Source organism: Shewanella avicenniae (assembly GCF_017354945.1).
GTDB classification, from domain to species: domain Bacteria; phylum Pseudomonadota; class Gammaproteobacteria; order Enterobacterales; family Shewanellaceae; genus Shewanella; species Shewanella avicenniae.
Map to the genome: position 1 here is coordinate 4157633 of NZ_CP071503.1, position 18921 is coordinate 4176553.

At 46.9% G+C, this 18921-nt stretch carries 19 protein-coding genes; all 19 read right to left on the reverse strand.

Annotated elements, in window-relative coordinates; all coding sequences use genetic code 11:
- Positions 1-6: 6 nt before the first annotated feature.
- On the reverse strand, positions 7-339 hold the full coding sequence (gene cyoD, locus JYB87_RS18405) for a cytochrome o ubiquinol oxidase subunit IV (protein ID WP_207354869.1): 333 nt from the start codon (positions 337-339) through the stop codon (positions 7-9).
- Positions 339-947, reverse strand: a complete 609-nt coding sequence (gene cyoC, locus JYB87_RS18410) for a cytochrome o ubiquinol oxidase subunit III (protein WP_207354870.1) — start codon at positions 945-947, stop codon at positions 339-341. Before cyoC ends, cyoD begins: the two co-directional genes overlap by 1 nt.
- Positions 944-2929 carry a cytochrome o ubiquinol oxidase subunit I gene (gene cyoB, locus JYB87_RS18415; RefSeq protein WP_207354871.1) on the reverse strand — a complete coding sequence of 662 codons (1986 nt, stop codon included), beginning with the start codon at positions 2927-2929 and terminating at the stop codon, positions 944-946. Before cyoB ends, cyoC begins: the two co-directional genes overlap by 4 nt.
- Before the next feature lie 8 nt (positions 2930-2937).
- Complete coding sequence (gene cyoA / locus JYB87_RS18420; protein ID WP_207354872.1) at positions 2938-3921, reverse strand: ubiquinol oxidase subunit II; 984 nt, start codon at positions 3919-3921, stop codon at positions 2938-2940.
- A 1111-nt stretch (positions 3922-5032) separates the two neighbouring features.
- Positions 5033-6862, reverse strand: coding sequence for a glutamine--fructose-6-phosphate transaminase (isomerizing) (gene glmS / locus JYB87_RS18425; protein ID WP_207354873.1), 1830 nt, complete (start codon positions 6860-6862; stop codon positions 5033-5035).
- A gap of 23 nt (positions 6863-6885) precedes the next feature.
- Positions 6886-7659: a DeoR/GlpR family DNA-binding transcription regulator gene (locus JYB87_RS18430; RefSeq protein ID WP_207354874.1), complete on the reverse strand. Its 774-nt coding sequence runs from the start codon at positions 7657-7659 to the stop codon at positions 6886-6888.
- Positions 7660-7803: 144 nt separating this feature from the next.
- Positions 7804-9171, reverse strand: coding sequence for a bifunctional UDP-N-acetylglucosamine diphosphorylase/glucosamine-1-phosphate N-acetyltransferase GlmU (glmU, locus tag JYB87_RS18435; RefSeq protein ID WP_207354875.1), 1368 nt, complete (start codon positions 9169-9171; stop codon positions 7804-7806).
- A 118-nt stretch (positions 9172-9289) separates the two neighbouring features.
- The gene (locus JYB87_RS18440; protein ID WP_207354876.1) at positions 9290-9718 is read right to left on the reverse strand and encodes a F0F1 ATP synthase subunit epsilon; all 429 of its coding nucleotides are present in this window, start codon (positions 9716-9718) and stop codon (positions 9290-9292) included.
- A 33-nt stretch (positions 9719-9751) separates the two neighbouring features.
- A complete protein-coding gene (gene atpD, locus JYB87_RS18445) occupies positions 9752-11140 on the reverse strand; it encodes a F0F1 ATP synthase subunit beta (RefSeq protein ID WP_207354877.1) in 1389 nt (462 codons plus the stop codon).
- Between the two features lie 35 nt (positions 11141-11175).
- Positions 11176-12036 carry a F0F1 ATP synthase subunit gamma gene (gene atpG, locus JYB87_RS18450; RefSeq protein WP_207354878.1) on the reverse strand — a complete coding sequence of 287 codons (861 nt, stop codon included), beginning with the start codon at positions 12034-12036 and terminating at the stop codon, positions 11176-11178.
- A gap of 49 nt (positions 12037-12085) precedes the next feature.
- Positions 12086-13627 (reverse strand): F0F1 ATP synthase subunit alpha, encoded by a 1542-nt coding sequence (atpA, locus tag JYB87_RS18455; RefSeq protein WP_207354879.1) that lies wholly within the window; start codon positions 13625-13627, stop codon positions 12086-12088.
- Between the two features lie 14 nt (positions 13628-13641).
- Complete coding sequence (atpH, locus tag JYB87_RS18460; RefSeq protein WP_207354880.1) at positions 13642-14175, reverse strand: F0F1 ATP synthase subunit delta; 534 nt, start codon at positions 14173-14175, stop codon at positions 13642-13644.
- A 15-nt stretch (positions 14176-14190) separates the two neighbouring features.
- A complete protein-coding gene (atpF, locus tag JYB87_RS18465; protein ID WP_207354881.1) occupies positions 14191-14661 on the reverse strand; it encodes a F0F1 ATP synthase subunit B in 471 nt (156 codons plus the stop codon).
- 34 nt (positions 14662-14695) lie between these two features.
- Entirely contained in the window at positions 14696-14953 is a 258-nt protein-coding gene (atpE, locus tag JYB87_RS18470) for a F0F1 ATP synthase subunit C (RefSeq protein ID WP_037445530.1), read from the reverse strand.
- Positions 14954-15017: 64 nt separating this feature from the next.
- Positions 15018-15812: a F0F1 ATP synthase subunit A gene (gene atpB, locus JYB87_RS18475; RefSeq protein ID WP_207354882.1), complete on the reverse strand. Its 795-nt coding sequence runs from the start codon at positions 15810-15812 to the stop codon at positions 15018-15020.
- Between the two features lie 19 nt (positions 15813-15831).
- Positions 15832-16209, reverse strand: coding sequence for an ATP synthase subunit I (locus tag JYB87_RS18480; RefSeq protein ID WP_207354883.1), 378 nt, complete (start codon positions 16207-16209; stop codon positions 15832-15834).
- Between the two features lie 248 nt (positions 16210-16457).
- Entirely contained in the window at positions 16458-17342 is an 885-nt protein-coding gene (locus JYB87_RS18485; RefSeq protein WP_207354884.1) for a ParB/RepB/Spo0J family partition protein, read from the reverse strand.
- 10 nt (positions 17343-17352) lie between these two features.
- Entirely contained in the window at positions 17353-18144 is a 792-nt protein-coding gene (locus JYB87_RS18490; protein ID WP_207354885.1) for a ParA family protein, read from the reverse strand.
- 87 nt (positions 18145-18231) lie between these two features.
- Positions 18232-18855 carry a 16S rRNA (guanine(527)-N(7))-methyltransferase RsmG gene (gene rsmG, locus JYB87_RS18495; RefSeq protein ID WP_207354886.1) on the reverse strand — a complete coding sequence of 208 codons (624 nt, stop codon included), beginning with the start codon at positions 18853-18855 and terminating at the stop codon, positions 18232-18234.
- Positions 18856-18921 lie beyond the last annotated feature (66 nt).

Consider the following 18921-nt stretch of genomic DNA (forward strand, 5'->3'; position numbering starts at 1 on the left):
ATCAGCTCACATATACATCATCAGAGCGTTAGCACTGTAAATGATCCAGATGGACAGACCGACCACCAGACCAATAATCAATGCCGAGAACAGGAACGCTACGGTATTTTCTTTGCCAGTTGGGGTGAAATCCAAGTGCAAGAAATACTTCAAATGCACAATGATCTGCACCACGGCAAACACAACTACAGTCACGATTGTTGCTGGTTTTGAAAATGCACCCGTCATCACTAACGCAAATGGGATCACGGTAAGAATTACTGATAGCACAAAGCCGATCAGGTAAGACTTAACGCTGCCATGACCTTCGTCATGGGATGCATGAGATAAATCGCTCATTACACTACCCCCAACAAGTAAACAACGGTAAATACACAGATCCAGATAACATCCAAGAAGTGCCAGAACATGCTTAAGCAGCCCAAACGGGTCACGGTACGGCTACCTAAACCACGTTTAACCACTTCAACCATCATAATGGCCATCCAGATAAGACCTGCGGTTACGTGCAAACCGTGCATACCTACCAGAGCAAAGAATGAAGATAGGAACGCACTACGGTCTGGACCATTACCATTCACAATCAGGTGATGGAACTCATTAATTTCCATCCCGATGAAGATTGCACCCAGCACAAAGGTAATAGCCAACCAACCCAAGGTTGCTGAGCGATTCTGCTTGTGTGCAGCAATCATGGCAAAGCCGTAAGTGATACTACTGAGCAACAGGGCTGCGGTTTCTACAGCCACATAGTCCAGCTCAAAAATATCGTGACCTGAAACGCCACCTGCAGTGTTCATGTACAGTACTGCATATGTTGCAAATACTGACGCGAACAACAGGCAGTCGGTCATCAAGTAGAGCCAAAAACCAAATAATGTGTTTTTGCCTGTATCGTGATGATCATGATGCTCATGAGCATCAATTGCTTGACTTACGCTGCTCATGCCTTCACCTCCGAAGCACCTTTCACAAAGGCATCTTCAATCTTTTCAATTTCATCTGGTTGTACGTAGTAATCCACATCATTGTCATAAGCACGCATGATGAAGAATACGATTGCCGCGACAAAAGATACGCCAGCTAACCACCAAATGTGCCAAATCAATGCAAAGCTCATTACGGTGAGCGCACCACCAATCAACACACCAGCAGAGGTGTTCTTTGGCATATGGATAGGCTCATACTTAGCTTCTTTCTTGTAAGCAGTACCTTTCTCTTTCGCGTCCATAAAGGCATCAATGTCATGCACTTCTGGGATTTTGGCGAAGTTGTAGAATTGTGGCGGCGACGAAGTCTGCCATTCCAAGGTACGAGCACCCCATGGGTCACCGGTGGTATCCATGTTTTGCTTACGGTCGCGGAACGAAACAAACAGTTGTTGCAGTTGCGATACGATACCGAACAGGATGATGAAGGCACCCACACAAGCGATATACAACCAGATGTTCCAATCAGGGTTATCGGTATGGTTCAAACGACGAGTCATACCCAAGAAGCCCAACACGTACAGAGGCATAAAGGCAACGTAGAAACCGATCAACCAGCCCCAGAACGCACGCTTACCGTATTTCTCATTCAGGTGGAAGCCCATCGCTTTAGGGAACCAGTATGCGAAGCCAGCCAAGTAGCCAAATACCGCACCACCCAAGATGGTGTTATGGAAGTGAGCAATCAAGAACAAGCTGTTGTGCAATACGAAGTCAGCACCGGGTACGGCCAACAATACGCCTGTCATACCACCGATAGTAAAGGTGGTCATGAAGCCCAAGGTCCACATGATAGGCACGGTGATACGTACACGACCGCGGTACATAGTGAACAACCAGTTAAACAGTTTCACCCCGGTCGGCACCGCAATAATCATCGTCATTACGCCGAAGAAGGCGTTAACGTTGGCTCCTGAACCCATGGTAAAGAAGTGGTGCAACCATACGATGAAGCCCAGTACCGAAATGGCACCGTTAGCCACGATCATTGAGGTATAACCAAATAGACGCTTAGAGCTGAATGTAGCTACCACTTCAGAGAAGATACCAAACGCTGGCAGGATTAGGATGTACACCTCAGGGTGACCCCATGCCCAGAACAGGTTGATATACATCATCGCGTTACCACCACCTTCGTTAGTGAAGAAGTGGAAATCGAGGTAACGGTCAAGTGTTAGCAGACCCAGTGCAGCAGTCAAAATAGGGAATGACGCCACAATCAGGATGTTTGCCCAAGTACATGCCCAAGTAAATACCGGCATCTGCATTAACTTCATGCTAGGCGCGCGGCACTTGAATACCGTCACCAAGAAGTTAACACCCGTTAGCAAAGTCCCAAGGCCTGAAATCTGCAATGCCCAGATGTAGTAGTCAACGCCAACGCCAGGACTGAATGTCAGCTCTGACAATGGTGGATAAGCCACCCAACCAGTCTTAGCAAACTCGCCCACACCTAAAGAGATGTTGATGAGGATTGCGCCACCAGCGGTCAACCAGAAGCTCAGGTTGTTCAGGAACGGGAAGGCTACGTCACGCGCACCAATCTGCAATGGCACCACGATGTTCATCAGACCCACCATGAATGGCATCGCCATAAAGATGATCATGATAACGCCGTGCGCACTAAAGATTTGGTCATAGTGTTCAGGTGGCAAGTAACCAGTATTACCGTTAGTTGCCAAGGCCAATTGAGTACGCATCATGATGGCATCAGCAAAACCACGGATCAGCATGATCATGGCCAGTGTGATGTACATAATACCTAGACGTTTATGGTCTACGGAGGTAATCCAGTCGCGCCACAAAGGCAGCCACAACTTGTACTTGGTTAGTAGAAATACAACCAAAGCACCAATGATACCAACACCGGCCAAGGTTCCCATAACAATGGGTTCGTGATACGGAACCGCATCAATCGAAAGTTTACCTAATAAAGACATAATGACTCCTACGCCTCCCCGTGAGCTGCGGCATGATCAGCTGAATGATGCATCTGCGGCATTTCTTCTGATGCTTTTGCACCATTATGCTCACCGTGCTCCATTCCTTCGCCGTGCTTGTTGCCGCCTTTGCCCCAGTCGTTATAGTGCTGCATATACTTCATGACGATCTGGTGGAACAGGCCATCAGTCACAGTACCAAAATATTCTACGGGGTGATTTTCACTTTCCTCTGCCAACTTCTCATAGCTGTGAGGATTCAGCGGAGTACCACTAGACTTCACTTTAGCTACCCAACTGTTGAAATCAGCATCAGTTTCGGTCGCAATAGCCTTAAACTTCATACCGGTAAAACCCGCGCCGCTATAGTTGGCTGAGAAGCCATCATACGTACCAGCGTGGTTGGCAATAAGATGAAGTTTGGTCTCCATACCTGCCATTGAATAGATTTGACTACCCAACTGCGGAATAAAGAACGAATTCATGGTGGAGTCAGAAGTAATCTTAAACTGAACCGGTACATCCTTAGGGAATACCAATTCATTCACGGTAGCAATCCCTTGTTCTGGATAGATAAACAACCATTTCCAGTTAAGCGACACAACTTCAACCACCATGTGGTCAAGCTGAGTACCGTTAGCATCTTCCAGAGGCTTGTACGGATCCAACTCATGGGTCGTTTTCCAGGTAATAGTGCCCAGAATGATGACGATGATGATTGGGATCGTCCAAACAACTGACTCAATCTTTGTGGAGTGTGCCCAGTTAGGCATATAGACTTCATCACGACCTTCGCGGTATTTCCAAGCGAAATACAGCGTCATGAAAATTACAGGAATAACCACTAATAACATCAACACAGTAGCGATGATGATCAGCTCTTTTTCCTGCACACCTACATGACCTTTAGGGTCTAGCACACCACCCTCACAGCCAGAAAGCACTAATGCTAAGGCTGCTAAAGCGAACTTACTTAGGCTACGAATAAACACGAAGAACCTTCCTCTAACGACAGAGGTTGATAACATCCACCAGTCATTACGATAGGTGGCATTTGCGACGCTACTACAGCAACCAACAGAACATCGGAATTACAATAATAGACGCCGAAACCAATCTGCATACATCAAACCTTTGGATGATTGCCAAGTTGCTGATTTTTGGTAAAGGCTGTACGAGTACGCATACAAATCAACGAGGATCTGCATGAGTAAACACTTATTCAGTATTCATTAACCTAAAGTTCGTTAAATTTTTACTGGATGGTAGATGGAAGCTTGCTAAAGATATTTTTTATCTTATTGAAATAAAGTAAAAAACAACTTAAAAACGCCCCAATTACACTCTTACTAAATATCAGCACCAAAAGCTTAAAAACAGCGATAAAGGTCTGAATGCTAAAGCGAGACTATTGATTGTCTTTAAAACCGAAAACGTCCAATGTTTACCATGTCATAACGTTTTCAGCGCTTGTCCTATACCTTTAAACTTCAAGCTACTGGCGTTTTGCAATCACACGCAATTAATCCAAGAATGTGCCCCTTGTTTAATCGGTCTGATAAACGTGAACATTATCACAAAAAACTTTTGAACACACAATGGTTAAGTGGTTTTACCTAATAAGATTTGTCGCCACGCCAGCACTAAATTTAACAATTAATTTACCCAAGGTTAATTCTGTCAATTGGTTACGAAGTTGCCTAATAAATGGATCATTCAGTCTCGGCGGGCACTAGACATTAGTCCAACGATAGGAAGGATGATGAGAATAACCAAACCATAACGCGCGATTTACCTTTCAACGATGCCGCACGAAGTAAAATCAATGCAAAAATAGCGAGTAGAATCTTCTCATTGGTAAGCAAAAGCGAAACGCTCTAGGCAATAATTGGTATTAACCAACCCCTGCAATTGTTCACATTGCTCTCTTTGATAGACAGTGTAATCAAATATTGCTCATTCCAATTTCAATCAGCGAATCTTGATCTAAAAATCACTGTGGTTAGCTCAAAAAAATCTCGCTTTCTAATTTGCATTTAAAAAGCGAGATTGCTATTTTTATAGTGTAAAATTAAAAATATTATTTATTATCAATGAATTAAATCATTCCACCGTCACTGATTTAGCTAAATTACGCGGCTGGTCCACGTCAGTGCCTTTGATTAACGCTACATGGTATGACAACAGCTGCAGTGGCAGGGTATAGATGATCGGTGCGATAAATTCATCACAGTGCGGCACAGGGATCACCTTCATTGTGTCATCTGAACGGAATTTGGCATCCACATCGGCAAACACATACATTAGGCCGCCACGAGCACGTACTTCCTCCACGTTAGACTTGAGTTTTTCCAGCAGCTCGTTGTTCGGCGCTACCACGATCACCGGCATATCGGCATCAATCAGTGCCAAAGGGCCGTGTTTCAACTCGCCAGATGCGTATGCTTCCGCATGAATATACGAGATCTCTTTTAACTTCAGCGCACCTTCCATCGCTATCGGATATTGCTCGCCGCGACCTAAGAACAGCGCGTGGCTCTTATCGGCAAAATCTTCTGCCAATGCAGCAATCGCTTCATCCAAAGCCAAGGTTTGCTCCACTTTGGCTGGCAGAGATTGCAGGCTGTGCACCATCGCAGCTTCTACATCGCTGCCCATGCCATTGTTACGACCAATGACCGCGGTCAACATCAGCAAGCCCGCCAATTGCACGGTAAAGGCTTTAGTGGATGCTACGCCAATCTCAGCGCCCGCTTTCATCATGTAGGCCATGTCGGACTCGCGCACCAATGAGGAGCCAGGCACGTTACAGATGGTCAGCGACGCTTTGTAGCCCATCTCTTTGGCAAGGCGCAGTGCTGCCAAAGTATCTGCAGTTTCGCCCGATTGAGAAATGGTGACTAACAAGCTGTTCGGGAAGGTGAATGACTTGCGATAGCGGAATTCGGAGGCAATCTCGACGTTACATGATACGCCCGCCCATTGTTCCAACCAGTAACGCGCGGTCATCGCCGCATGGTATGAGGTACCACAAGCGATGATCTGCACGTGGCGGATATCTTTAAGCAACGCTTCCGCATTATCACCAAACGCATCAGCAATCACTTTACCGCTGCTGATGCGCTGATCTAACGTACGCGCCAGCGCTAAAGGCTGTTCGTGGATCTCTTTCAACATGTAATGGCGGTATTCGCCTTTATCACCCGTGTCGTGTGATACTTCGGTTTCTTTCGCTTCACGAGTAACGGCATTACCTGCGGCATCAAAGATGCTGACACTGCGGCGCGTAATTTCGGCCACATCGCCTTCTTCCAAATAAGCAAACTTACGGGTAACGGGTAGCAGTGCCATGATGTCAGAAGCGACAAAGTTCTCACCCAGACCAAAACCAACCACCAGCGGGCTGCCGCTACGAGCAACCACCATACGCTCACTATCGCGACGGTCGATAACGACTGTGCCATAAGCACCTTCCAGCTGTTTTACAGTGGCTTGAACTGCAGCGAGCAAAGAATTATTAGATTTCAGTTCATGGTGTACAAGGTGGCCGATAACTTCAGTGTCAGTATCTGATTCAAACTGATAACCCAAAGCCTGCAGTTGTTCGCGCAGCTCGGCGTGGTTTTCAATAATACCGTTATGCACTACGGCGATATCCCCGGCAGATTGATGTGGGTGCGCGTTGCGTTCGCTTGGTTCACCGTGAGTCGCCCAACGAGTGTGCGCAATACCAGTGCCACCGGGCAATGGTTGCTCGTCTAGAGCATTAACAAGCTCTTGTACTTTACCCACCCGACGAGTGCGTTGAAGTTCGCCTTGATGAATCACGGCAACACCAGCAGAATCATAACCGCGATATTCGAGGCGCTTGAGTCCTTCTAGCAAAATTTCTGTTACGTCACGTTGTGCAACAGCACCGACGATTCCACACATAATGGCTATCCCTAATAAAAATATTAATTGTTAACTGTATCCACCAGCAGCAACTGGATACCTCGTGCACGAATAGTGTTTGCGGCATCTGCGGCTAAACGATTATCGGTGACGAGAATGTCTATCGACCCCCATGGAAGTTCCAAGTTGGGAATACGACGTTGAATTTTGTCGGCTTCGAGCATGACAATGACCTGCTGTGACACTTCGGCCATCACTTTACTGAGGCCAGTCAACTCATTGAACGTGGTGGTACCTCGCTCGAGGTCAATACCATCGGCACCGATAAACAGTTGATCGAAATTGTAAGAACGCAGCACCTGCTCAGCCATTTGCCCTTGAAACGACTCAGAGTGAGGATCCCAAGTACCACCGGTCATCAATAAGGTAGGTTCATGTTCCAACTCATGAATCGCGTTAGCTAATTGCAAGGAGTTAGTCATCACCACCAAGCCACGTTTATGGTTCAGTTCGGGAATTAACCCCAGCGTAGTCGTTCCACAGTCGATGATAATGCGGTTGTGATCGCGAATAAGTTCGGCAGCTTTTGCGGCGATGGCGAGTTGATTAGCGGATGGGCCACTGGCTGGCGCAACCGCAATCTCTTGCGGCAATGGGATGGCACCACCATAACGGCGTAGCAATAGGCCATCTTTTTCGAGCGCAGCGAGATCTTTGCGAATGGTGACTTCGGAAGTACTGAATTCGGCAGCCAACTGTTCGACACTGACTTCACCAGTGAGATTGAGCCGTTCCACAATAGTGCGGCGGCGTTGTTGGGTATTGCGCTTGGTCATAAATCACCTAAATTTCGATTCGAAACAAATTATAACTATTCGAAACTTGTGAGCAAGCATATTCGGCAAGGTTTTCCGTTAAAAGCACTAAAAATACAAAAGCACCTTAAACGGTGCTTTTGAAACGAAAGTTAACAGAAAAACTTAACTAGTTTTCTTTTTTACTGGTCGCGGCCAACCCACAATGTGACGTTGTTTCACTCGAGTAATCACCAATTCATCTTCACCCACATCACAAGTAATGGTTGACCCTGCACCCAGCGTGGCATTTTTACCCACTGTCACCGGCGCAACCAACTGGGTATCACTGCCGACAAACACGCCATCTTCAATCACGGTCAGGTGTTTATTGGCACCATCGTAGTTGCAGGTGATGGTACCGGCGCCGATATTAACGCCGCTGCCGATCTGCGCATCACCTAAATAGGTTAAGTGGCCGGCTTTAGAGCCTTCACCCAACACCGCTTTCTTCATCTCGACGAAGTTACCGACATGGGCATCAGTTTTCAGTTCAGCACCAGGGCGAAGACGCGCAAATGGACCCGCACTAGCGGCATTGCCAAGTTTGGCGCCTTCAATAATACTGTAAGGTTTGATTTCGGCGTTATCGGCAATCTGACAATCTTTAAGGATCGACCCCGCGCCAATAGTGACGTTATTGCCAAGCACAACGATGCCTTCAAAAATCACATTCACATCGATCATCACATCCATACCGATTGTGACATCACCGCGAATATCGATGCGGGCTGGATCGCGCAGGTTAGCGCCATTGAGCATGAGTTCTTCAGCGCGACGTGCTTGGTAGGCACGTTCCAGCGTTGCCAGTTGGACGCGGTTATTGGCGCCTTCCGTTTCAATCGCATGAGTCGGATGCGCAGTCGCAATTGCAACGCCTTCAGCGTGCGCCATTGCGACGATATCAGTGAGGTAAAACTCGCCTTGTGCATTGTTGTTGTCTAGCTTTGCCAACCAGGCTTTCAGCTGCTTGCCCGGTACCACCATAATGCCGCTGTTGACTTCATTAATTGCCAGTTGTTCAGCGTTGGCGTCTTTCTGCTCGACAATACCAACCACTTGGCCGTTATCGCGCACGATGCGACCATAACCGGTCGGGTTATCTAGTTTGACGGTCAGCAGCGCCATACCATTTGTAGTGCGCGCATCCAGCAGCGCTTGCAAAGTATTGGTTTGGATTAGCGGCACATCACCATAAAGAATGAGTACGCTGTCATCATCGCTGATATGTGGTACGACTTGCGCCACTGCATGACCAGTACCCAATTGTTCTGCTTGTTCAATCCATTGCAATGTACTGTCATTCACTGCAGCTTGTAGTTTGTCGCCACCATAGCCATAGATCAGATTTATGCTGTCTGCATTGAGCGACTTCGCGGTATCGATCACGTGTTGCACCATCGCTTTATGAGCGACCTTGTGCAGCACTTTCGGTAAGTCAGAGCGCATACGAGTCCCTTTACCCGCAGCAAGAATGACAACATTGAGCGACATATCCATTCCCTGTTATTTAAAGACCCGCGCATTTTAACTAAATCGAGATTACAGGTCAGCGTTTCTTGTATTTTGAAATAAAAAAGGCGCCCTAAGGCGCCTTTTCAGCAGAGTTACATTATCTGGCAATGTTCTTCTTGATAGTTTCGACAACACGCAGTTGAGCAATAGCTTTTGCTAGCTCCATTGCGGCTGCAGCATAGTTGAAGTCTGCACCAGCATTAGCCATTTCGGCTTCTGCACGACGCTTAGCTTCAACGGCGGCTTGCTCGTCGATCTCATCGGCACGCATTACAACGTCAGCCAATACAGATACAGAAGAAGGTTGTACTTCCAGAATACCACCTGAAAGATAGAACACTTCTTCTTGGCCGTCTTGCTTGACGATGCGCGCCATGCCAGGTTTGATATTGGTCAATAGCGGGGTGTGACCAGGCATTACGCCCAATTCACCTTCAGAACCGGTTACCTGTAAGCTGGCCACTAGACCAGAATAGATACGGTTTTCTGCGCTGACGATATCAAGTTGTACTGTCATGGCTGCCATCCTGTTCTCCTATGTTAACCGAGCAAAACTCGATTACTTTTTATTGGCTTTCTCAACGGCTTCGTCGATTGAACCAACCATATAGAACACTTGTTCTGGCAGATCATCATATTCACCGTTCAGAATTCCCTTAAAGCCACGGATAGTGTCTTTCAGAGAAACATATTTACCAGGAGAACCAGTAAATACTTCTGCTACGTGGAATGGCTGAGACAGGAAACGCTCAATCTTACGAGCACGTGACACTGTCATCTTGTCGTCATCTGACAGTTCGTCCATACCCAAAATCGCGATGATGTCTTTCAGCTCTTTGTAACGCTGCAGTACGTTTTGTACGCCTGTTGCTGTGTCATAGTGCTCTTGACCAACTACTTGTGGATCCAGCTGACGTGAAGTCGAATCCAGTGGGTCAACCGCTGGGTAGATACCCAGAGAAGCAATTTGACGTGACAGTACTACGGTCGCATCCAAGTGAGCGAAGGTAGTTGCAGGGCTTGGGTCGGTCAAGTCGTCCGCAGGTACGTATACCGCTTGTACCGAAGTGATAGAACCCACTTTGGTAGAAGTAATACGTTCTTGCAGAACACCCATCTCTTCAGCCAGTGTTGGCTGATAACCCACAGCTGATGGCATACGACCCAGCAGTGCTGATACTTCAGTACCAGCCAAGGTGTAACGGTAGATGTTGTCTACGAACAACAGTACGTCACGGCCTTCGTCACGGAATTTTTCCGCCATGGTCAAACCGGTCAACGCCACACGCAGACGGTTGCCTGGTGGTTCGTTCATCTGACCGTAAACCATTGCCACTTTGTCGAGTACGCCTGATTCCTGCATTTCGTAGTAGAAGTCGTTACCTTCACGGGTACGTTCACCTACACCAGCAAATACAGACAAACCTGAGTGAGCTTTTGCGATGTTGTTAATCAGTTCCATCATGTTAACTGTTTTACCAACACCCGCACCACCGAACAGACCAACTTTACCACCCTTAGCGAATGGGCATACCAAGTCGATTACCTTGATACCAGTTTCCAGCAGTTCAGTAGTATTTGATTGCTCTTCGTATGAAGGAGCTGCACGGTGGATAACGTATTTTTCGTCTTCACCGATAGGACCCGCTTCATCCACTGGCTCACCCAAAACGTTCATGATACGGCCCAAAGTGGCAGTACCAACAGGAACAGAAATAGGAGAACCTGTGTTTTCAACCTCAATACCACGACGCAAACCGTCAGAAGTACCCATAGCGATGGTACGAACTACACCACCACCGAGCTGTTGCTGCACTTCCAGCACCAGACCATTACAGGAACCTTCACCTACGATTTTCAGAGCGTCATATACCTGAGGTACAGCATCTTGTGGAAACTCTACGTCCACAACCGCGCCAATTACTTGGACAACAGTACCTGTGCTCATGATTAATCCTCTAAAACTTGTCTTCGTTACCCAGCCTAAACCGCAGCTGCACCTGATACGATTTCCGACAGTTCTTGCGTAATCGCAGCCTGACGGGCTTTGTTGTATACCAGTTGCAGATCATCGATCAGGGAACCTGCGTTATCTGTAGCGGCTTTCATAGCTACCATACGGGCAGCTTGTTCAGACGCCAGATTTTCAACAACACCCTGATAAACCTGAGATTCCACATAACGCACCAGCAATTTATCCAACAATACTTTTGGATCTGGTTCGTAGATATAGTCCCAGTGATGCTTAGCATCATCTTCTTCGGATTTAGGCAAAGGCAGCAGCTGTTCGATCACAGGAGTCTGCGACATAGTGTTAACAAACTTGTTGAACACCACATACAGACGATCCAGTTTGCCTTCGTTGTAAGCTTGCAGCATTACGCGCACTGTACCGATCAAATCTGCCAATTTAGGTGCATCACCTAAACCAGAAGAAAAGGCAGGCACCTTGCCACCAAAGCTTTTGAAAAACTGCACACTACGAGCGCCGATAGGACAAAATTCCACATCAACACCTTGCTGTTGCCAGCTCTTCACGTCTGTAACAACCTTTTTAAACAGGTTGACGTTCAGACCACCACAAAGGCCACGGTCGGTTGCCACTACAATGTAACCAACCCGCTTGGCTTCTCTCACCTCTAAATAGGGGTGTTTGTATTCCAGAGAGCCTTGCGCAACGTGACCGATCACCTTACGCATACTTTCTGCGTATGGACGGCTAGCATGCATGCGTTCCTGCGCTTTGCGCATTTTACTTGCAGCCACCATCTCCATCGCAGAAGTGATCTTCTGTGTGTTTTTCACACTGGAGATCTTTGTCTTAATCTCTTTTGCGCCGGCCATCTTTACTCTCCAATCTGGACCAGAGGTGTACTAGACACCTCGCGTGTAATTACCAGGTTTGGGTTGCCACGAACTTGTCGAGACCAGCCTTCAGTTCACCTTCGATATCGGCGTTATAATCGCCAGTAGCGTTGATGGTCTTCATCAGCTCAGCGTGCTCGCTGTTCATGTAGGAGAGCAGGGCAGCTTCAAAATCACCGACTTTCTTCAGTTCAACTGATTTCAGGTAACCTTTTTCAGCTGCGAAAATAGACACAGCTTGGTCAGCTACACTCATCGGTGCATATTGCTTCTGCTTCATCAGTTCAGTTACGCGTTCACCGTGTTGCAATTGCGCACGAGTCGCGTCATCTAAGTCAGATGCGAACTGAGAGAAGGCAGCCAGCTCTCGGTACTGCGCCAGCGCGGTACGGATACCACCGGACAGTTTCTTGATGATCTTAGTCTGAGCAGCACCACCCACACGAGATACCGAAATACCTGGGTTAACCGCTGGACGTAAGCCAGAGTTAAACAAGTCAGTTTCCAAGAAGATCTGACCATCGGTAATCGAAATTACGTTAGTTGGTACGAACGCAGATACGTCACCCGCCTGGGTTTCAATAATCGGCAGCGCGGTCAAGGAACCGGTTTGGCCTTTTACTTCACCGTTAGTGAATTTCTCTACGTATTCTTCGTTTACGCGAGAAGCACGTTCTAGCAAACGAGAGTGCAAATAGAAAACGTCACCAGGGTAAGCTTCACGACCTGGTGGACGACGCAGCAACAGAGAGATCTGACGATATGCAACGGCCTGTTTTGACAGGTCATCATAAATGATCAGTGCATCTTCACCGCGGTCACGGAAGTATTCACCCATGGTACAACCAGAGTATGGTGCCAGGTATTGCAGCGCTGCTGCTTCAGAAGCAGAAGCCACAACCACGATGGTGTTTGCCAGCGCGCCGTGTTCTTCCAGCTTACGTACTACGTTAGCGATGGTAGAAGCTTTCTGACCAATAGCAACGTAGATACATTTGATACCTGAATCTTTCTGGTTGATGATGGCGTCGATAGCCATCGCAGTTTTACCAGTTTGACGGTCACCGATGATCAGCTCACGTTGACCACGACCGATTGGGATCATGGCATCAACAGCTTTATAACCGGTTTGTACTGGTTGAGAAACTGATTTACGGTCAATAACGCCTGGCGCGATCACTTCAACAGGACCGAAACCATCGTTATCTACTGGGCCTTTACCATCGATAGGTTCACCCAGTGTGTTTACCACACGACCTAACAAACCACGGCCAACTGGAACTTCCAGAATACGACCAGTAGTTTTTACTTTTACGCCTTCCGCCAAATCGGCGTAAGGACCCATTACTACGGCACCTACAGAATCACGTTCTAAGTTCAACGCGATTGCATAACGGTTGCCTGGCAGTTCGATCATCTCACCTTGCATTACATCGGCTAGGCCGTGAATGCGAATGATGCCGTCGCTTACCGAAACGATTGTTCCTTCGTTACGGGCTTCGCTGACAACTTCGAACTGCTCGATCCGCTGCTTAATCAGATCGCTGATTTCAGTGGAATTCAGTTGCATGCTCAAACTCCCAATTACGATTGCAGCTTATCGGACAGGCGGTTCAACTTACCACGGACAGAGCCATCAATGACTAAGTCGCCTGCTTTGATAATTAGACCGGCAATCAGGCCGGCATCTACGCTGCAATTCAGCTTAACTTTGCGTGCAAGACGTTTCTCAAGAGAAACACTTATCTGCTGTACTTGTTCTGCGGTCAATTCAGTTGCTGACGTTACCGTCGCTTCAACTTCTTTGGCCCACTCGAGACGGTACTCAGCGAATTGCTGAGATACAGCAGCCAGCACACCCAAGCGATCATTTTCCGCCATCACTTTGATCAGGTTCTGACCATATGCATCAATCTGTTCACCACAAACCTTAATAAAAAGATCTGCCAGCTTATCGCTTGATAACGAGCCATTCAGTAATGGCTTCATGGATTCATTTTCACTGACCAATGCAGCGAAGTTCAGCATTTCTGCCCATGCTTCAACTGCTTGATGTTCAACCGCGAAGTCGAAAGCTGCCTTAGCATAAGGACGAGCAATGGTGGTTAACTCAGCCATAACTCCACTCCCTTATTAAATTTCAGCAACTAATTTCGCGATAATGTCGCTTTGAGCGGCTTCATCAATCGAACGTTCGATAATTTTCTCAGCACCAGCCAGTGCCAGAGCAGAAACTTGCTGACGCAGTTCCTCTTTCACACGATTACGTTCAGCTTCAATTTCTGCTTTCCCCTGAGCAATGATTTTCGCACGCTCAGCGTCTGCTTCAGCTTTGGCTTCATCAATAATCTGAGCCTTGCGTTTATTCGCAGACTCGATGATTTCGTTGGCTGTAGCCTTAGCATCTTTGAGTTGGTCCGAAGCTTTTTCTCGGGCTAACTCGAGGTCTTTGGCTGCACGGTCAGCGTTTGCAAGACCATCAGCAATCCTTTTTTGGCGTTCTTCGATGGCACTCATCAAAGGTGGCCAAACAAACTTCATGCAGAACCACACGAAGAGGAAAAAGGCGAGCGTCTGACCGATGAGGGTAGCGTTGATATTCACAACAGCCTCCTACTTTTGATTTAAGACAGAAGCATTAACCGTGCAGCATGTTACCCAGTGGGTTGGTGAACAGCATGTAAAGTGCGATACCTACACCAATCATGGTTACAGCGTCGAGCAGACCTGCAACGATAAACATTTTAACTTGCAGCATAGGAGCCATTTCAGGTTGACGCGCTGCGCCTTCCAGGAACTTGCCACCCAGCAGACCGAAGCCAATAGCGGTACCTAAAGCACCCAGACCAATGAGCAAAGCAACAGCAATTGCAGTAAAGCCCAGAATCGTTTCCATCTGTATCTCCAAATTCTAAATCTATGTTAGTTAATGATTTAGTTAAAATATTGTTTAGCAATCCTTAATGATCTTCATGCGCCATGCTTAAATAAACAATGGTCAGCATCATGAAGATAAACGCCTGCAGTGTGATAACCAGAATATGGAAAATCAGCCACCCGAGTTGTAAACCAATACCCAGGGCACCGACTGCCAAGTTGGCACCATACATCAGCGCAATAAGGATGAAAATCAACTCACCCGCGTAAAGGTTACCGAAGAGACGTAGCGCCAATGAAATTGGCTTCGCCAGTAAGGTAACGGATTCGAGCAGGAAGTTGACTGGTATCATTGCCCAATGGTTAAAGGGCTGCAGTGTCAGTTCTTTCACAAAACCTGAAACACCTTTGACCTTAATGCTGTAGAAAATGATCAGCGCAAACACACCCAACGCTAAGCTGAATGTGATGTTAAGGTCAGTAGATGGCACCACTTTGAGGTACGGAACCCCGATAGCGCCTGCCAAGTGTGGTAACCAGTCTACTGGAACCATATCCATGAAGTTCATCATGAATACCCACACGAAAATGGTCAGAGCCAAAGGTGCAATCAGTTTATTGCGTCCGTGGAAGGTTTCTTTCACGCTGTTGTCTACGAACTCGACGATCATTTCGACAAAACATTGCAGTTTGCCAGGAACGCCTGTTGTAGCCTTTTTACCAACGCTGCGGAAAATCCACAGGAACAATACACCCAGTCCTACCGAAAAGAACAATGAATCAAGGTGCCATGACCAAAACCCTTCACCAACATGGAGGTTGGTAAGGTGGTGTTGGATATAGCCCTGCGGTGTTAAAGCTTCACCAGTTGCAGACATGATTCATCCCACTTTAACTTTACTTTAAGTACAAAGGCGCTGCCCAATGCACCATAAGCCCCAATAGATAACAAATGAAAAGTGGCACGATAGCGACTTCCATGTTGATAAATACCAGTGAAAACAGCGCAATTGTGGACAACATCTTTATCGCTTCTCCCCAGTAAAAGCCTTTTAAAACTTTTGCTGATGCCGTCGCCCCCACATGGGCAAAAGCTAGGATTGCGAATACAAGATTAGGAAGCACAGCAATGGCAGCCCCCGCAAACGCGGACATTCCAAACTGTACCCCCCACAGAGCGAAAAAGACCGCTGAAGCCCCCCCAGCGACCACCGCTTGCGAACCAACCAGTTTTAACGCTGATTTTCGACAACGATGGGCTAAAATCTTACTCAATCAGTCTTCTCCGCATTCATGACTTTTTGTGCAACGGACTGAGATAATTCAGTTGCCGAGACACCACGCACAAAAAGCTTGCGAAAGTATACCGTTAAAAGACTTCAATGCAACGTGATGGAAAATGGAAATTGGCGATGGAAATGTGACATATCGCCAATTTATTAGTTTTAGAAAATAAGCTTATGTAGAAAAATTACTACATTTTCATCTAATATGGTGGGTTACTAATTACTTTATCTGCTAAATTAGTGAATTTTGGCGAGAATACCATCTAATTCAGATAGATTTTGGTAATTAATTACAATTTTGCCAGTACCTTTATTTGTGTGCGAGATGCTCACTTTTGCGCCTAAAAGATCAATTAATTTGCTTTCTAAACGTGAAATATCTGCGTCTTTTTCCTTCTTTTCCGGCGGAACGACCGGATTTAGCAATTTGTTCACTAAACGTTCTGTTTCACGAACAGTTAATCCTTTTGAAGCAACAAGTCTTGCGGCGTTAGTTTGCTTGTCGCCTTCCAGTGATAAAAGCGCTCGCGCATGTCCCATATCAAGGTCACCACGCTCCAACATCAGCTTCACAGGCTCATTTAAGGTATTAAGCCGCAGCAGGTTAGAAACCGCTGTACGAGACTTTCCAACCGCATCGGCCACTTGCTGGTGGGTCAAATTAAACTCTTCTAACAAGCGATTAAGCGCAATCGCTTCTTCCATTGCATTTAAGTCTTCACGCTGAATGTTTTCAATCAACGCCATTGCCACTGCATTCTCATCCGGTACTTGTTTTACAATACAAGGCACAGTGGCTAATTGCGCTAATTGTGCCGCACGCCAACGGCGTTCTCCGGCGATGATTTCATACAGTTGCTCATCCAGCTTACGAACAACGATTGGCTGAATAATGCCTTGACTGCGAATAGAATCGGCTAACTCTTCTAGCGCTTCAGGTGACATGTCTTTACGAGGTTGATATTTACCGGGTTTAAGCAGATCAAGATCCAGATTTAGCAGCAATTCGCCAGCGGCAGCTTGCTGTTCATTCGTTTGGCTATCGACTTTGGCGTTCGCAGCATGACTCGTACTGAGCAGCGCGTCTAGGCCCTTGCCCAAACCCCGTTTTTTCAAAGACATTGTTTATCCTTCAAGCCTGTGTTGCTTTTTTATTTTGTTGTTCACTGCGGCGGATCATCTCACCCGCTAACGCTAAATAGGCCTTGGCTCCCGCACTGCCTTTGTCATAGTACATGGCAGGCGCTCCAAAACTTGGCGCTTCAGCTAAACGAATGTTACGCGGAATAACGGTGCGATAAACCTTATCGCCAAAATGCTGTTTAAGCTGATCGGACACATCATTGGCCAAGCGATTACGCGGGTCATACATCGTCCGCAGAATCCCTTCGATGGCCAGCCCAGGATTAACCATTGCTGCCAATTTAGTGATGGTATCCATTAATGCGGTAATACCTTCAAGGGCATAGTACTCGCATTGCATCGGGACTAAGACCGAATCTGCAGCAGACATTGCGTTTACTGTCAGCATGTTAAGAGACGGCGGACAATCGATAAAGATGTAGTCATACTGATCACGAATAGCATTCAGTGCATTACGTAAGCGGATCTCGCGGGCAAAGAATTCCATCAGTTTGATTTCGACGGCAGTCACGTCACCATTACCAGCGATAAGATCGTATTTACCGACAGTATTACGCACCACGACCTGCTCAAACGGTTTTTCTTCAACCAATAATTCGTAGGCAGTGTTCTCAGCTTCGTATTTATCGACGCCACTGCCCATGGTGGCATTTCCTTGCGGATCTAAATCCACCAACAGTACTTTGCGTTTGGTGGCCGCCAGCGACGCGGCCAAATTGACACTTGTCGTTGTTTTTCCAACGCCGCCTTTTTGGTTAGCTACGGCTATAATTCTCGCCACAATGTCACCTTGTCCATCTAATCAGTGATTGATTTCCGTTTAATATCTGCACAAAGTTGCTTGATACGTCAGCGAAATGCAAGGAGCTCAATCGCAAGAAGTGATAATCAGCAGATGTCGTTGCTCAGATAACTGAGGAACCCGTAATTCGATTTTCTGCTCAATTTTGAAATTTTTTGGAATATCAGCCAGTTCGTTTTCGTCCAACTGTCCTTTTAACGCATAAAATTGCCCAGCAGATGCAGGCAAATGGTGACACCATTGCAGCATATCGGCAACCGAAGCAAAAGCACGGCTTAGCACCCCATCAAAGCCTTGTTCAGGTTGATAAGCCTCTACACGGCATTCAACTGAGCTGATGTTTTGCAACTTAAGCTCAATTTGTACCTGCTTTTGAAAACGAATGCGCTTGCCCAAGCTGTCGAGCAATACAAATTGTTTATCTGGATTCATAATCGCCAATGGAATGCCGGGTAAACCTGGCCCAGTACCCACGTCTATGAAACGTTGCCCAACTAAGTAAGGCGAAACCACTAAGCTGTCCATGATATGGCGGATCAGCATCTGCTCGGGATCGCGAACCGAAGTGAGGTTGTAGGCCTTATTCCACTTTTGCAACATGCCCAAAAATGCCAGCAGCTGTTGTTGCTGCTGTTCAGTGGCCTCAAGATTGGCTTCTGCTAAATAGGATGATAATTGTGCAGCCAGCACGCGTCATACTCCGTAATCAATTTGGCGCCAATATTATGATGCCCATAAAACACGAAGGGAAGCCCG

Bases quoted from the DNA above. Each gene is read 5' to 3' on its own strand.
- cyoD (WP_207354869.1), bottom strand. From the start codon at position 339: ATGAGCGATTTATCTCATGCATCCCATGACGAAGGTCATGGCAGCGTT.
- cyoC (WP_207354870.1), bottom strand. From the start codon at position 947: ATGAGCAGCGTAAGTCAAGCAATTGATGCTCATGAGCATCATGATCAT.
- cyoB (WP_207354871.1), bottom strand. From the start codon at position 2,929: ATGTCTTTATTAGGTAAACTTTCGATTGATGCGGTTCCGTATCACGAA.
- glmS (WP_207354873.1), bottom strand. From the start codon at position 6,862: ATGTGTGGAATCGTCGGTGCTGTTGCACAACGTGACGTAACAGAAATT.
- JYB87_RS18430 (WP_207354874.1), bottom strand. From the start codon at position 7,659: ATGACCAAGCGCAATACCCAACAACGCCGCCGCACTATTGTGGAACGG.
- glmU (WP_207354875.1), bottom strand. From the start codon at position 9,171: ATGTCGCTCAATGTTGTCATTCTTGCTGCGGGTAAAGGGACTCGTATG.
- JYB87_RS18440 (WP_207354876.1), bottom strand. From the start codon at position 9,718: ATGGCAGCCATGACAGTACAACTTGATATCGTCAGCGCAGAAAACCGT.
- atpD (WP_207354877.1), bottom strand. From the start codon at position 11,140: ATGAGCACAGGTACTGTTGTCCAAGTAATTGGCGCGGTTGTGGACGTA.
- atpG (WP_207354878.1), bottom strand. From the start codon at position 12,036: ATGGCCGGCGCAAAAGAGATTAAGACAAAGATCTCCAGTGTGAAAAAC.
- atpA (WP_207354879.1), bottom strand. From the start codon at position 13,627: ATGCAACTGAATTCCACTGAAATCAGCGATCTGATTAAGCAGCGGATC.
- atpH (WP_207354880.1), bottom strand. From the start codon at position 14,175: ATGGCTGAGTTAACCACCATTGCTCGTCCTTATGCTAAGGCAGCTTTC.
- atpE (WP_037445530.1), bottom strand. From the start codon at position 14,953: ATGGAAACGATTCTGGGCTTTACTGCAATTGCTGTTGCTTTGCTCATT.
- atpB (WP_207354882.1), bottom strand. From the start codon at position 15,812: ATGTCTGCAACTGGTGAAGCTTTAACACCGCAGGGCTATATCCAACAC.
- JYB87_RS18485 (WP_207354884.1), bottom strand. From the start codon at position 17,342: ATGTCTTTGAAAAAACGGGGTTTGGGCAAGGGCCTAGACGCGCTGCTC.